Origin of the sequence: Pseudolactococcus hodotermopsidis, from assembly GCF_011170085.1 — a bacterium.
Taxonomy (GTDB): domain Bacteria; phylum Bacillota; class Bacilli; order Lactobacillales; family Streptococcaceae; genus Pseudolactococcus; species Pseudolactococcus hodotermopsidis.
The window spans coordinates 16,931-31,547 of the sequence record NZ_BLLI01000004.1; the positions used below are offsets into that span (position 1 = coordinate 16,931).

Annotated in this window: 14 protein-coding genes and 1 pseudogene; all 15 read right to left on the reverse strand. The window is 40.5% G+C overall.

Annotated features, from left to right (window positions below; translation table 11 throughout):
- Positions 1-5 precede the first annotated feature (5 nt).
- Positions 6-1,232 (reverse strand): peptidoglycan bridge formation glycyltransferase FemA/FemB family protein, encoded by a 1,227-nt coding sequence (locus Hs30E_RS01325; RefSeq protein ID WP_228461963.1) that lies wholly within the window; start codon positions 1,230-1,232, stop codon positions 6-8.
- Complete coding sequence (gene proB, locus Hs30E_RS01330) at positions 1,207-2,031, reverse strand: glutamate 5-kinase (protein WP_172207414.1); 825 nt, start codon at positions 2,029-2,031, stop codon at positions 1,207-1,209. Before proB ends, Hs30E_RS01325 begins: the two co-directional genes overlap by 26 nt.
- A 2-nt stretch (positions 2,032-2,033) precedes the next feature.
- Positions 2,034-3,695, reverse strand: a complete 1,662-nt coding sequence (gene recN, locus Hs30E_RS01335) for a DNA repair protein RecN (RefSeq protein WP_172207416.1) — start codon at positions 3,693-3,695, stop codon at positions 2,034-2,036.
- A 113-nt stretch (positions 3,696-3,808) separates the two neighbouring features.
- A complete protein-coding gene (locus tag Hs30E_RS01340; RefSeq protein ID WP_172207418.1) occupies positions 3,809-4,243 on the reverse strand; it encodes an arginine repressor in 435 nt (144 codons plus the stop codon).
- Complete coding sequence (locus Hs30E_RS01345; RefSeq protein WP_172207419.1) at positions 4,230-5,051, reverse strand: TlyA family RNA methyltransferase; 822 nt, start codon at positions 5,049-5,051, stop codon at positions 4,230-4,232. The genes Hs30E_RS01340 and Hs30E_RS01345 overlap by 14 nt, the downstream gene beginning before the upstream one ends.
- Positions 5,044-5,916, reverse strand: coding sequence for a polyprenyl synthetase family protein (locus Hs30E_RS01350; protein WP_172207421.1), 873 nt, complete (start codon positions 5,914-5,916; stop codon positions 5,044-5,046). Before Hs30E_RS01350 ends, Hs30E_RS01345 begins: the two co-directional genes overlap by 8 nt.
- On the reverse strand, positions 5,906-6,124 hold the full coding sequence (locus tag Hs30E_RS01355) for an exodeoxyribonuclease VII small subunit (protein ID WP_172207423.1): 219 nt from the start codon (positions 6,122-6,124) through the stop codon (positions 5,906-5,908). The genes Hs30E_RS01350 and Hs30E_RS01355 overlap by 11 nt, the downstream gene beginning before the upstream one ends.
- Positions 6,117-7,445: an exodeoxyribonuclease VII large subunit gene (xseA, locus tag Hs30E_RS01360; protein WP_172207424.1), complete on the reverse strand. Its 1,329-nt coding sequence runs from the start codon at positions 7,443-7,445 to the stop codon at positions 6,117-6,119. Before xseA ends, Hs30E_RS01355 begins: the two co-directional genes overlap by 8 nt.
- Before the next feature lie 48 nt (positions 7,446-7,493).
- Complete coding sequence (locus Hs30E_RS01365; RefSeq protein ID WP_172207426.1) at positions 7,494-8,345, reverse strand: bifunctional methylenetetrahydrofolate dehydrogenase/methenyltetrahydrofolate cyclohydrolase; 852 nt, start codon at positions 8,343-8,345, stop codon at positions 7,494-7,496.
- Positions 8,346-8,431: 86 nt separating this feature from the next.
- The gene (gene spx, locus Hs30E_RS01370) at positions 8,432-8,854 is read right to left on the reverse strand and encodes a transcriptional regulator Spx (RefSeq protein WP_172207428.1); all 423 of its coding nucleotides are present in this window, start codon (positions 8,852-8,854) and stop codon (positions 8,432-8,434) included.
- Between the two features lie 259 nt (positions 8,855-9,113).
- Positions 9,114-9,295 (reverse strand): annotated as a pseudogene (locus Hs30E_RS01375) (type II toxin-antitoxin system PemK/MazF family toxin); the annotation flags it as partial.
- On the reverse strand, positions 9,288-10,406 hold the full coding sequence (alr, locus tag Hs30E_RS01380; RefSeq protein WP_172207430.1) for an alanine racemase: 1,119 nt from the start codon (positions 10,404-10,406) through the stop codon (positions 9,288-9,290). The pseudogene Hs30E_RS01375 and the gene alr, both read right to left, overlap by 8 nt.
- Positions 10,403-10,774: a holo-ACP synthase gene (acpS, locus tag Hs30E_RS01385; RefSeq protein ID WP_172207432.1), complete on the reverse strand. Its 372-nt coding sequence runs from the start codon at positions 10,772-10,774 to the stop codon at positions 10,403-10,405. Before acpS ends, alr begins: the two co-directional genes overlap by 4 nt.
- A 47-nt stretch (positions 10,775-10,821) precedes the next feature.
- The gene (locus Hs30E_RS01390) at positions 10,822-11,760 is read right to left on the reverse strand and encodes an NAD-dependent epimerase/dehydratase family protein (protein ID WP_172207434.1); all 939 of its coding nucleotides are present in this window, start codon (positions 11,758-11,760) and stop codon (positions 10,822-10,824) included.
- A gap of 31 nt (positions 11,761-11,791) precedes the next feature.
- Positions 11,792-14,407: an alanine--tRNA ligase gene (gene alaS / locus Hs30E_RS01395; RefSeq protein WP_172207436.1), complete on the reverse strand. Its 2,616-nt coding sequence runs from the start codon at positions 14,405-14,407 to the stop codon at positions 11,792-11,794.
- Positions 14,408-14,617 lie beyond the last annotated feature (210 nt).

The following is a 14,617-nucleotide window of genomic DNA, read 5'->3' on the forward strand; positions in this document are numbered from 1 at the left end:
GTTTCCTAACGTTTTGTAATTGTTTTTAAAATCTCTGTCACTTTATATAGAATCGGCTTGACAATAAGTTCATAATTTCCAGAAGATTCCCAAATATAGCCTCCGAAATTTTGCTTGAATTTCAATACGCCTTGATCTGACTCATCTTTTGCATTGACACCTAAAAAATGAAAAGTATCAATTTCTTCATAAAAGGCAAATTTTAGCATCTCATCTTGAATTAAAAATTGTGCTGAAAAATCACGAAACTCATCATACATGCCACTGAACATATATGTCATCTCACATGGCATAATAAAAAATTGTGCTGCTGATAAAATAACAGACTTATTGCCATATTTTTCAACAAATTTTTCAAATTCTAACTGTAATTTATCCGCACGCGCCAGTCTTTGATAAAGTGTATCCAAGCTTTTCATCTTATTTTTTACCTGAGCTTTGTCAATGGCAACTTTAATTTCCTCAATTTCAAGTTGATTCGCCTCAAGCGCCTCTTGAAAATTCATTTTAGCAAATATAAACTTGACATCATTGCCATAAGCTTTGTAAACCGACTGATAATAAGTCAAATCTCGCGTTTGAAAATCTCGACGTTCTCCCGCTTCATCAACAACTTTCTTGAAATCATCTAACTCATCAAAAGTCGCTTCAACAATATCAATTCCCAGCTTTCGCGCCTTTTTAACAGTTTGTAAGCCTTTTCTCTTGTAAGACTTTTCAAGCTGAGACAAAAACTCAAAATCAGCCAAGTTTTTACTATAATTGAAATGAAATCCCTTTTCAAAATCAGTTAGCTGACTTTCAGACAAACCTATTTGGGCGTAAAAATCAGTCAAATCTTGATTAAATTTGCCAATTGTTTCCCAATTATCATCATATTTTTCAATCATTTGATTAGAATGGATGACAAGTTTCAAAACACCTCGTTTTTTCAAAAATGATTTAAGACTGCGAATCAAGTATTGATTATCTGCTAGATCTTCCGAAAAATATGGATTGCCATACGCCTCAGCTAGATAACCAAAACGTATTTTGGTAAGCGTGACTAATATCGCAGCTTGGAAGCCACTGTTATCAAGAACAAAGTAAAATACCTTGTGACCAAGCACTTCTTGCAAGTCACCAAATGCCTTGGTTTGCTGAAAATTAATTCTTTCATCAGCAATGCCATATTCAAGATATTCAGCAAATTCCTCACTCACTATTTCATAAGATTCTCTTTTTATTTTCACTTTTTTCAAAATAAGTTCCTCTTTTTTTCCCGTCAATCACATCACGAATTTCACGAATACGCGCACCATTGGTCAACACCATTTGTTTATCAGCATCAAAAATAATTTTTGCCGCCTCTAGCTTACTCGTCATGCCACCCGTACCAAAACGACTTCCCGCACCACCAGCTGTTTTCATAATTGTTTCAGTAATCTCTGTAACATTTTCAATCAACTTGGCATCATCAAAAATGTTAGGATTTTTATCATAAAGCCCCTCAATATCTGATAACATAATCAATAAATCAGCATCCGTCAGCACCGTGACAAGCGCACCAAGTTTATCATTATCGCCAAATTTAGTCCGATGTGCCATTTCCTCAACACTCACCGCATCATTTTCATTAATAATCGGGATAATATCAAGCGAAAGAAGCGCATTAATCGCATTTGTCGCATTTTTACGACTTTCTGGAAAATCAACAACATCACGTGTCAACAATAACTGCGAAACTTTTTGTTGATAACGTGAAAATAGCTGATTGTATAAGCTCATCAACTCAACTTGCCCAACAGCTGCCAAGGCCTGCTGTTGCGCCATATCAGTTGGTCGTTTTACCATTTCAAGAACATTCAACCCGACACCAACAGCACCAGATGTGACAAGAATCATCTCATATCCCTCATGTTGCAGACTTGACAAAGTAAAAGCTAAGTCGTCAATATTTTTCAGATTAAGATGACCATTTGGCAAAATCAAACTAGATGTGCCTATTTTAATCACAATTCTTTTTGCTTTTTTAATTTTTTCACGATTCATTTTCATTTTTCCAATAATTTTTTGGCTTGTGCCATGGCCTCGGGTGTAATATCGTCGCCTGCAAGCATTTTAGCAATCTCTACTGCACGTTCATTTTCGCTCAATTTTCTGACACTTGAGGTTGTCGAGTCAGCAAGCTGTACTTTTTCGATGTAAAATTGCGTATCTGCAACCGCCACAACTTGTGGTAAATGTGAGATACACAAAACTTGTCCGCTTTGTGAAATCTTATAGATTTTATTGGCAATAGCTTGTGCCACACGTCCGGAAACCCCTGTATCAACTTCATCAAAAACGATTGATGTTTTATTTTCTTGACGAGCAAAGCTTGATTTTATTGCCAACATGATACGACTCATTTCGCCACCAGATGCCGTTTTGGCCAGTGGTTTAAAACCTTCGCCCGGATTAGTTTGAATGAAAAATTCGACGTGCTGATTACCATTTCTGGAGAATTTTGCAGGCTCAAAGCTAACTTTGAAATCAGCCTTTTCCATGTAAAGATCGGCAAGTTCGTGCTTGACATCCTTCTCAAGTTTTTCGGCAATGGTTGCCCGAGACTCTGACAAGCGTATACTGCTAGCAATCAAAGCCTTTTCAGCCTTTTTGAAAGCAATTTCCAGATTTTCAGACGAGTTTTCATCGCCAGTGAGCGACTCAAGCTCCTTTTGACAATTTTCCAGATAAACTAAAACATCAGACAATTCAGGACCGTACTTCTTTTTAAGCGTCGTCAATGTCGAAATCCGATCCTCCATCATAGCAAGCTCAGATGGATTAAACGCCAAATCATCAATCTGATTTTCCAAATCAGCTGCTACATCTTCAAGCAAATAATAAGCCTCAGCAATTTTTTCAGAAAGTTTCATGTAAGATTTTTCATCGAAATTGCTAGCCGATTCCAATTCATTCATAGCATTTCTGACCATGGCCAAACTCGAATTTTCATCATCATCTAGTGAATAATATGCCGAATTTAAATGCTCAGCAATATGATTGATATGCGTCAAAACATCACGTCTTTGATAGAATTGTTCATCAGCCTTGACATCAATCTCAGCAGAGGAAATTTCTTCAATTTGGAAACTTAACACATCAATCCGTTGGGCAAATTCAGCTTGATTTTTTTTGAGTGTAACTAATCTTTGCCGCAAATTTTTATAGGTCGTAAACTGCTCAATGTACGCTTGTTTAATTTCCAGAAATGCCTTGTCACCAAACTCGTCCAACATCGTCAAGTGATGTGCAGGACTCATTAATTCTTGGTGGTCATGTTGACCATGAATATCAACCAAAAAACTCCCCAGCGCTTGCAAATTTGACAATGGTGTCATCACACCATTAATCCGACAAGATGAGCGACCATTTGCAAAAATTTCCCGCCGCAAAATCAACTCGCCTGTATTTTCAAAGCCAAGTTCCGCCAATTTATCTGAGATTTCAGGACTATCTTTGTAGAAAAACAAGCCCTCAATTTCAGCCTTATCTGCACCATGACGCACAAAAGACGTCTGAGCCCGCGAGCCCAAAAGCAGATTCATCGCATCAATAATAATCGACTTACCCGCACCAGTTTCCCCAGTCAAAATCGACATGCCTTGGTCAAACTGCATCGAAATCGTATCAATAATAGCAAAATTTTTGATTGAAATTTCTTGTAACATGGCTACTCCTTTAGCGATTGAGCGACAAAGTCGCAAAGAGCTTAGGAAAGTAGCTAGACACAACGTGGCTTAGCGAGTTATCGCTTAGCTGTTGGGCTAGCTACTACCTCTAATCAATTTGTCAAATTTTCATGAATTTTCACAGCATTTTCATCCGAATTTGCAATAAGTAAAACAGTATCATCATCTGAAAGTACCGTAAAAATCAACTGCTCAAAACGCCTTATCAAACGATTTTTGAGAATCATTGCCGATCCAGGTCTAGTTTTTACCGCAAGCTGATTTCCTTGAATCTTGATTGTTTCAATTTCTGAGCTGAGTAGTTCAATATCAGCATTTTGACGGCTCGTTTCAGGCAAGGCATAGCGATAACCACCCATTTTTGCGGGCACTTTTATCAAACGAAGGTCACGCATATCACGTGAAACAGTTGCTTGTGTTACCTCGATTCCCAATGCCAAAAGCGCATTAACCAAGTCATCTTGTGTCTTAATTTCACGCGCAATCAACAAGCTTTCAATTTGTTTAATGCGTTCATTCTTTTTCATCTAATTCTCCATGAGCAGTTGCAACGACTGGTTTTATCAGCTCAACTACCTTATCTATCGGATTATTTTCTTTGATTAAATGGAGCAGAAATTCAATATTGCCATGGCCACCTTTTATCGGAGAACTTGTCAGCCCAAGACTTGAAAAGCCTAGGTCATTTGCCAGTTTCACAACAGTTTCAATAACAGTTTCATGAATTTTGGCATCCTTGATAATTCCATTCTTGCCAATCTGCTCACGTCCCGCCTCAAATTGCGGTTTAATCAGCGCAACAACATGACCACCATTGCACAAAATAGCATGCAAAGCTGGTAAAATCAGCGCCAAACTGATAAAAGAAACATCAATTGAGGCAAAATTAGGCGCACCATGACTGAAATCTGCCATTTTAGCATAACGAAAATTAAATTGCTCCATGACGACAACCCGTTCATCTTGTCTGATTTTCCAAGCCAACTGATTCGTGCCAACATCAACCGCATAAACACGTTTTGCACCATTTTGCAACATAACATCTGTAAAACCACCCGTTGACGAACCGATGTCAATCGCCGTCTGATTGGCAACAGAAATCTCAAAAAAAGCTAATGCCTTGGCTAATTTCAAGCCACCGCGGCTAACATAAGGCATTTTTTCGCCCTTAAGCATCAAGTCAATCGCATCAGAAATTTTCTCGCCTGGCTTGTCAAAGCGCTCGCCATTGTGCGCATTAATGACCAAACCTGCCATAACACCACGTTTTGCCTGTTCTCGTGTCTCAAAAAGTCCTTGATTTAGGGCTAGGACGTCTACTCGTTCTTTAGTCAATTCTTAATCTTTCAATTTGTTTCAATACATTTTCAGATGTAAATGTTGCTTTTTCAGAAATTTTCTGTAAAATATTTTCAGCACTGTCAAGATTTTCAGCCAATTCTGCTTTAGCACCCGCTAAACCTAACAATTTAACATAGGTTGATTTGTCAGCAACTTCATCCTTACCTGGTGTTTTTCCGATTTCGGCAAATGTTGCCGTAACATCTAAAATATCATCACGAATCTGAAAAGCCTGACCAACTGTTTCACCTAAATGGCGAAGTTGTGAGATAACCTCATCAGATTGTTCCGCTATGATGCCAGCTGCAACAAATGGAAAAGTCAACATTTTTCCCGTTTTTAAGGCATGAATTTGTTTGAGTTGCGCAAATGTCAGCGCTTGATTTTCGCCTGCCATATCCAATACTTGCCCTGCTACCATGCCATAACTGCCAGAGGCTAGGGCTAGTTCTTTCACGAGTGAGACCACAATACTTGGTGCTAAAGCAACATTTGCCAAAAGCAAATAAGGGTCAAGTAAGAGCGCATCTCCCGCCAAAATCGCTTGCGCCTCGCCGAAAATCTTGTGATTGGTTGGCTTGCCACGACGAAAATCATCATTATCCATGGCTGGCAAGTCGTCATGAATCAGCGAGCTGGTGTGAATCAACTCAACCGTCGCCGCCACTTTGAGATGTTCTTCTAAAATATCTATGCCAAAACCTTGCAAAGTTTCAAGCAAAAGTATGGGGCGAATTCGCTTACCACCAGCTTTTATCGAATACTGAATACTCTCATTTAAGGGTGCAACAAGAGACTTAGCACCATAAAAATCAGCAAAAATGGCGGTCAATTCTGACACAAAATCTCTACTCTGCATCGAAAACCTGTTCAGTGCCGTCATCTGCCATGACTTTTACCAAAGTATCTTCGGCAGCCTTTAGCGTTTTTTGCAAATCTTTTGACAATTTCATCCCTTTTTGAAATTCAGCAATCGCCTCTTCCAAGGCAACATCGCCATTTTCTAAACGCTTAACAATTTCTTCTAACGCTGTCAAATTTTCTTCAAAACTTACTTTTTTAACCATTTTTCACCTCTACATTTATCTTGCCGTCTGATAATTCTAAATTCAATGTGTCGCCATTTTTGACCTCTTTGACTGATTTAACCACTTTATTTTCCGCCGTTCGTGCAATTGAAAAGCCACGTTTAACGATTTTTTCGGGGTCAATCAAGGTCAGATTTTCGTAAGCTTTTTCAGCTTGTGATTTCTTATTGTCAAAAAAGTTAGCAAAATTACTTTTGAGCAAGGCCGTTTCACGTGTCAAATTGTGCCTTCTAACCGCTACTTTTTCATCTAATCTGAGACTGGTCAGACGACTTGTTAAAATTGCTTGTGCTTGTTGCTTTTCTTGATAATTTTGGCGCAAACGCTGGGTCAATGCTGTTGTCAAACTGTCTAATTTCTGCAAATAACCGTCATATAAACGTTCTGGTTGACGAAAAATAACTGACTCCTGCAATCTGACCAATCGCTCACGTCGATGATTGATGTGACGTTGTGCCGCTGAAGTCAAACGCGTTTCTGTCGTTGTCAGATATTGTAAAATGTCAAGTTTGGTGTTTGCTGTGGCAAGTTCTGCTGCTGCTGTTGGTGTTGCTGCTCGACTGTCTGCCACAAAATCAGCTAAAGTCGTGTCCGTTTCGTGTCCAACTGACGAAATCACAGGAATCCGTGACTCAAAAATGGCACGAACAACGATTTCCTCGTTAAATGCCCAGAGGTCTTCGATAGACCCACCACCACGTCCGATAATCAGCGTGTCAATATCCTCACGTTCATTTACTTCGCGAATGCGACACACAATCTCTTCAGCTGCACCATTTCCTTGAACTTTCGCAGGAAAAAGGAGAATTTCCGTCATCGGAAATCGGCGATTGATGGTCGTTATGATGTCGCGAATAACCGCGCCACTCGGACTTGTCACCACGCCAATCTTACGCGAAAAAGTCGGAATCGCTTGCTTGAAATCGGGATTGAAAAGTCCTTCTGCAGTCAGTTTTTTCTTGAGTTGCTCAAACTGAACGGCGAGCGCACCAATGCCGTCTGGCTCAATTTTTTCGATAATAATCGAGTAAGAACCGCTCGGCTCATAAAGCTGTACGCGCCCAATAAGGTTGACTTTCATGCCTTCTTCAAGCGCAAAATTGAGCTTTGCAAAAATACCACCCCACATGGTCGCTTGAATGACCGATTTCTCGTCCTTAATCGCAAAATACTGGTGCTTAGGCCGACGCCTAAAATTTGAAATTTCACCCGTCAGAAAAACCCGCTCCAGATAGGGATCGCGGTCAAATTTGGTCTTTAAATATTTTGTTAATGTTGACACACTCAAATATTCTGTCATACTCACTATTATATCAAAAAACGGGTAGTTTTTCCCGTTTAGATTATCTTAATTTTTAGTCAAAGTCCGTTTAGCTGCCTCATAAGTCTGCTCCATGAGCATGGTAATCGTCATCGGCCCAACGCCACCAGGTACTGGCGTAATCAGACTTGCAAGTGGTTCAACTTCATCGAACTTGACATCACCTATCAATTTACCGTTTTCATCACGATTCATGCCGACATCGATAACAACTGCTCCCTTTTTCACAAAATCAGCTGTCACAAAATTACCACGACCAATTGCCACGACTAAAATATCGGCTTGTTTAGCCAATTCAGACAGATTTTTCGTCCGCGAATGCGCAATCGTTACCGTCGCATTTTTATCCAGCAACATTTGTGCCATGGGTTTGCCAACAATGTTCGAGCGCCCAATAACAAGAGCAGTTTTGCCCTCAAGGTCAACGCCATACTCATCAAGCATGACCATAATTCCCGCAGGCGTTGAGGGAATCATGACAGGATTGCCCGACCACAGACGCCCCATGTTGGTCGGGTGAAAACCGTCCACATCCTTATCTGGATCAATGGCGAGCAGCACCTTTTCTTCAGAAATGTGATTGGGCAAGGGCAACTGCACCAAAATACCATGCCATTTGCCATCAGCATTTAACTCAGCAATCAAAGCCAATAAGTCTGTCTCTGTCGTTTCTTCAGCCAACCGAATCACTTCCGAATTAAAGCCAGCAGCTGTCGCACGACGTTCTTTATTGCGCACATAGACTTGACTGGCAGGATTTTCACCCACCAAAATCACGATAAGACCAGGTGTCACACCAAAGTTTTTTAGGTCATCAACTTTTACTTTCAACGCAATCGCCATCTTATCAGCGAGCGCTTTGCCATCAATTAAGGTCATTTTCTTCTCCAAATTTTTTTATATAAATACCATTTTAACAAAAAAACAGCAAAATTTCTGCTGTTTTTTCTGTTATTTTATCTAATTTAGATAATTCCTTGTGATAACATTTCTTCTTTAATATTGCTCCCAGCCGTCTGACACTCAATTTCCCGAACTGAGCGTGGCAGAAATTTCCTGATGTCGTCTTCATTGTAACCAACTTGCAAACGTTTATCATCAATAATCAGTGGACGTCTTAGTAAAGTCCGATTTTTTTCGATAATTTCAAGCAAGGCGCTAATTGACAACTCATCAAAGTCAATGTTGAGCTTGGCGTATGCCTTACTGCGCCGTGAAATGATTTCCTCCGTTCCCTCTTCTGTCAAAGACAGAATCCGAAGCATTTCCTCATTGGTCAACTGATCCGTAATCAGATTCACTTCCTCGTATTCGAGGTCATGTTCCCGCAACCATTCTTTTGCTTTTTTACAAGACGAACACGATGCCACTGTGTAGATTTTTATCATAGTCTTATCCCCCATGGATTTCTGAACGTGAGACAAACTTTTCCCTTTTGTGTCTCACTGGCTGTAACAGTAATTCTATTACCTTATAAAATATATTATATCACGGATGTTCATACTTGTAAATATGGTAATCGGCATTTTATTTTGTTATTTTATTATTTTTCTATTACAGATATATAACAAAAAAGATTAAAATTAAATAGACAAACTCTTCGTAATTGCAAGACTGACAAACGCCAGTTTTATCACGTAATCACGATTTTTCAATTGTTCTAATTTGCTCACATAAAATAACTGAATCAGCACCAATTGTTGTCAGTGCAAAGGTATTTCCCGCATCATTTTGGATAATCAAGACTGGTCTGACACCCCTTGTTCACTGCCAATAACAGGCGATAAATCAGCAAAGAAAACATCTCCACGTAAAATATCTCTAGTCATTTATATACTTCCGCTTGATTCTATCGCTTAACAAACAGACAACTTCATAATTAATTGTCCCACGATGCGCTGCAATGTCATCTACTGTTATTTTTTCATCACCATTTTGACCAATTAATGTTATTTTTTTACCAATCGGATACCTCTCATCTAGTTCAATTGTCATCTGGTCCATTGAAATACGCCCAACAATCAAGCATTTTTTACCATTGACAAGCACATAAAATCCAGTCATGTCACGTGTCCAGCCGTCTGCATAACCAATCGGAACCGTCCCAATAATCGTTTCTTTTGGCGCAACAAAATCTGCCCCATAACCAACTGTTTGACCTTTTTGAATCACTTTCACGTGCGTTAATTCTGATTTTAACTCAAGCACTGGCGTTATATTATAAGTCATCTCAAGCGTGTGACCACTCGGATTTAAGCCATACATCGCCTCGCCTAAACGCTCAATATCCTGAATTGACTCTTTGTGCCAAATACCAGCCGCAGAATTGCTCGAATGCACGTACTTCGGCCGACGTAGCAAATCAGCCACAATGTTATCAAACATCATTTTTTGTTGGTCAAACTTTTCTTTGGCAAGCTCATCAGCCGTCGCAAAATGTGTGAAAATACCGTCAAAATCAATACCAAGTTTATCTGCCAAGTCAATAATCGCATTAGCTTCATCAACACTTGTCACACCAATTCTACCCATTCCCGAATCAACCTTGATATGAAATTTCAGATGTTGCATCGCAATAGTCTCGTCAAGATTTGCCACAACAAGTTTGAACCAAGCCAATGACGGCACTGTCAAAGTCACACGCAAATTTATCGCAATCTTGACATCCTCGGGCATAATGCCACTCAACACCAAAATCGGTTTAACAATGCCATGACTGCGTAGCTCAATCGCCTCATCAAGGTTAGAGACACAAAAACCTTCGACCAAATCGTTTACACACTGCGCAACACGAATCGCACCATGACCATAACCATTTGCCTTAACAACCGCCCAAATCTCAGTTTTTTTATTGATATATGCTTTAAAATTTTCGATGTTTGACCGAATCGCAGCCAGATTAATAATCGCCTGTGTTGGTCGATGTGTACTCGGTTTCATACGTTATCTTGACTTTCTAATATTACAAATGCCACAGCCTCCAAATTGCTATGGCTGATTGACAGATGGGCAGCTCCCCTATCTGAAAAGGGATGTCTCGTAAATTTCGGCGCACCTAGCTTGTCAGGGACAATTTCCAAATCTTGAAAAGATAGTTTGCCACCAATTCCAGTACCGTAAGCCTTGGCATATGCCTCTTTAGCCGCCCAACGGCCACCTAAAAATTCAATTCTTCGATGTGGCGACAGACTTTCAAAGTTGAGCAACTCCGTTTTAGTCAAGACACGCGTCGCAAATTTGGGATTTCTTTCCAAAGCCCGCGCAATTCGCGATAATTCAATATTATCAACACCATTTCCATAAATCATAATTTCATTATACCAAAAAATCCCCGATGACGGGGATTTGCAAAGGACTACTCACTTTCAATTTCTCTGATGAGATGTTTAATACCAATATCTAAGCTAGTTAAAGTGACCTCAGGAAATTCTTTTGCGCAACGTGTATTATCCAAAACAGAAAAATTCACAAAAGTTGACGGTGCTGGTTTGTAGTCAATTTTAGCCTTTTTCCCCGTCGCTTTCTCGATTTCGGCAACAATTTCATTAACTGAATGCCCACTTCCTGATCCTAGATTATAAATACTATGCTGCAACTCTTTCTTTAAGGACTTGGCAATCACTTGCGCAACATCCTTAACATAGATATAATCTCGAACCATTTCGCCGTCGCCAAGTACCGTGATTGGTTCATCATTGAGAATTTTGTCCATAAAAATGGGAATAACCCCCTGTTTACGAACCTTAGGCTGGCGCTCGCCGTAAGGATTAGCGATCCGAAACACTGTGTATGGCTGTACAAACTTTTTGTCAAAATAATGCAGATAGTTCTCAATCGTCAGCTTGCCAATGCCATACGGCGATACAGGCCAAGTATGCTCAAGCTCCGAAATCGGATGATTGACATCCTGATCACCATAAACTGTCCCGCCGGATGAAGAATAGATAATTTTTTTAATCTTGCCGTTCGCCACAATTTTTTGAAATAACTCAACACTGCCACGGATATTGGTATCAATATCAATCAAGGGATCAGATTCAGCAGTTGCTGGATTCGTCGTTGTCACAAGATGAATAACATAGTCAACACCCCCAATCGCCTCCTCAACATCAGCTTGATTCAAAAAATTGCCCGAAACCATCTCAATGTCCACGCTAGGATTGAACCGTGCATTCTTAAAGTCAGAAAACATATCCATCGCCCGCACCGAAAAACCTTCAGCAATCAGCGCATCCGTCACATGACTACCAAGGAAACCATTCGCTCCTAAAAGTAAAACTTTTTCTTTTTGCATACTCATTCATTCTTTCTATTTAATTTACTCCTTACAAATTCGCCCCAACATTGTCAAGAAGTTCAGCAATTCCCGCAGGTTTCGTCCCACCAGCCATGGCCATATCAGGTTTACCACCCCCACGACCGTCAATAAACGGCGCAAGCGCTTTGACCAGATTACCAGCCTTGATGTCGCTTGACTTACTTGCCACCAAGAGAGTCGCTTTCTCACCAATTTGCGCAACCAGCACTAAAATCTCTGAACTCTCTTTCATTTTCCAAACATCCGCCAAATGACGCAATGCCCCCGCATCACTTGCTGCCACTTTAGCAGCGATATAGCTTGTACCGTTTGCAGTTTGAACATTTTGGAAAAGCTCATCAGATTGCGCTGATGCCATTTTCGCTGATAAACTGTCGACTTCTTTTTGAGCTGATTTCAGCTCAGCTTGCAAGTTTTCGATTTTGGCAACGATTTGCGCAGGCTGTGGCGATTTAACCAAAATTTGCACATCTTTCAAAATCGTTTCTTGTGCTTTAAATGCCTCAAAGGCTTGTCTGCCAGTCAGCGCCAAAATCCGACGTGTGCCAGAGCCAATTCCCTCCTCTTTGACAATCTTGAACAGACCGATTTCACTTGTATTTGCCACATGCGTCCCACCACAAAGCTCGACTGAATAGTCGCCAATGGTAACCACACGCACAACTTTACCGTATTTTTCGCCAAAGAGCGCCATAGCACCCATTTCCTTGGCAGTTGCAACATCCGTTTCAACGGTCAAAACGTCAAGTGCATGCCAAATTTCTTCATTAACTTGACGTTCGATTTCAGCCAATTCATCAGCCGTTACCGCCGCAAAATGCGTAAAGTCAAAACGCAAAAAGTCAACGTCATTAAGTGAACCAGCCTGTGTGGCGTGATTCCCCAAAACATTGTGCAACGCGGCATGGAGCAAATGTGTTGCCGTGTGATTTTTGACAATCCCATTGCGACGTTTCCGATCAATAGCAAGCGTGTAAGTTTCACCCTCAAACAGCTCTGTCAAGATGTCAACCGTATGTAACGGCTGACCATTCGGCGCTTTCTGTACATCTGTGACGTTTGCGACAATTTCGCCCGCCGCATCTTTGATGACACCGTGGTCAGCAACTTGACCGCCCATTTCAGCATAAAACGGTGTTGTAGCAAAGACGACTTGCGCTAGATTTTTTGCCGTTTTGACACGCTTGTCCTCTTGAATAATAGCTGTCAAAGTTGTTACCAACGTGTTTTCTGTATAAGAGAAAACAGACTTGTCTTGTAACGCCGTCAAGACCTCTGATTGTTTGTTCATCGAACCACCTTTGACAACGGCTGCGCGCGCACGTTCCTGTTGCGCCTTCATCGCCACATCAAAACCATTTTGGTCAATGGTAAAACCTGCATCCTCAGCCAGCTCTTTCGTCAATTCAAGCGGGAAACCGTAAGTATCATAAAGTTTGAAACTATCGTTACCTGAAATCTCCGTCTTATTTTCAGTTTTCAGCTTAGCAACAACTTCGTCAAACAGTTTACTTCCCGCATCAATCGTACGCGCAAAAGTTTCTTCCTCACGTTTGACAATTTTCTCAATAAAGTCACGTTTTTCAAGCACTTCTGGATAGTAAGACTGCATGATTTCGCCAACAATCTTGACCAACTTGTAAAGGAAAGTATCGTTAATCCCAAGTTTTCGACCGTGCATAACGGCACGACGAAGTAAACGGCGCAAAACATAGCCACGCCCTTCATTTCCAGGCAAGGCACCGTCGCCAATAGCAAAAGCCAACGAGCGAATATGGTCGGCAATGACTTTGAAACTCATGTTATCGCCATAAGGATCGTAAGTTTTGCCAGAAAGTTGCTCAATCTGACGGATAATTGGCATGAACAGATCCGTCTCAAAATTGGTATGCGCCCCTTGAATGACCGCAACCATGCGCTCAAGCCCCATACCTGTATCAATATTTTTATGCGGCAATTCCTTGTATTGACTACGCGGCACACTTGGATCAGCGTTAAATTGACTCAAAACAATATTCCAGATTTCAATATAACGGTCGTTTTCAATATCTTCAGCCAAAAGTTTAATCCCAATATTTTCGGGGTCAAATGATTCGCCACGGTCAAAGAAAATTTCCGTATCTGGTCCACTTGGTCCAGCACCAATTTCCCAAAAATTATCTTCAATTGGAATCAAATGATCCGCTGATACGCCGACTTCAAGCCAACGATTATAGGAATCTTTATCATCAGGGTAGTAAGTCATGTAGAGCTTATCCGCTGGAAAATCAAACCAATCAGGACTTGTCAAAAGCTCAAAGCCCCATTCAATTGCCTCCGCACGAAAATAATCGCCAATTGAGAAATTACCCAGCATTTCAAACATGGTATGATGACGCGCTGTTTTCCCAACATTTTCAATATCATTTGTCCGAATGGCTTTTTGCGCATTGGTCATCCGAGGATTTTCGGGAATGACTGACCCATCAAAATATTTTTTGAGCGTCGCAACACCCGAGTTAATCCAAAGCAAAGTCGGATCATTGACTGGCACCAAGCTCACTGATGGCTCGATTGTATGACCTTTGGACTTGAAAAAGTCTAGGAACATTTGGCGTACTTCTTGGGATGTCATTTTTTTCATTTTATTTTTCCTTTAATTATTAAGTATATGTTATTGTTTTAACAAAATCAATTGCAACAGCAAAGTTATTATCGTAAACTTCAAGGTTATAAGTCGAACTAAGTTGCCCCATTCTTGCGAAAGCTCAAAATCCGTATCTCAAAAATCACCTTGAACAGCAAGTCCGAGATTATTAATCTTGAGTTTCGCCTTGAAAAAGCTAAATAGCTT

Coding starts and splice junctions, on each gene's coding strand:
- Hs30E_RS01365 (WP_172207426.1), bottom strand. CDS start 8,345: ATGACCTTAATTGATGGCAAAGCGCTCGCTGATAAGATGGCGATTGCG.
- alr (WP_172207430.1), bottom strand. CDS start 10,406: ATGAAACCGAGTACACATCGACCAACACAGGCGATTATTAATCTGGCT.
- acpS (WP_172207432.1), bottom strand. CDS start 10,774: ATGATTTATGGAAATGGTGTTGATAATATTGAATTATCGCGAATTGCG.
- Hs30E_RS01350 (WP_172207421.1), bottom strand. CDS start 5,916: ATGCAGAGTAGAGATTTTGTGTCAGAATTGACCGCCATTTTTGCTGAT.
- Hs30E_RS01355 (WP_172207423.1), bottom strand. CDS start 6,124: ATGGTTAAAAAAGTAAGTTTTGAAGAAAATTTGACAGCGTTAGAAGAA.
- recN (WP_172207416.1), bottom strand. CDS start 3,695: ATGTTACAAGAAATTTCAATCAAAAATTTTGCTATTATTGATACGATT.
- alaS (WP_172207436.1), bottom strand. CDS start 14,407: ATGAAAAAAATGACATCCCAAGAAGTACGCCAAATGTTCCTAGACTTT.
- Hs30E_RS01340 (WP_172207418.1), bottom strand. CDS start 4,243: ATGAAAAAGAATGAACGCATTAAACAAATTGAAAGCTTGTTGATTGCG.
- spx (WP_172207428.1), bottom strand. CDS start 8,854: ATGATAAAAATCTACACAGTGGCATCGTGTTCGTCTTGTAAAAAAGCA.
- proB (WP_172207414.1), bottom strand. CDS start 2,031: ATGAATCGTGAAAAAATTAAAAAAGCAAAAAGAATTGTGATTAAAATA.
- xseA (WP_172207424.1), bottom strand. CDS start 7,445: ATGACAGAATATTTGAGTGTGTCAACATTAACAAAATATTTAAAGACC.
- Hs30E_RS01390 (WP_172207434.1), bottom strand. CDS start 11,760: ATGCAAAAAGAAAAAGTTTTACTTTTAGGAGCGAATGGTTTCCTTGGT.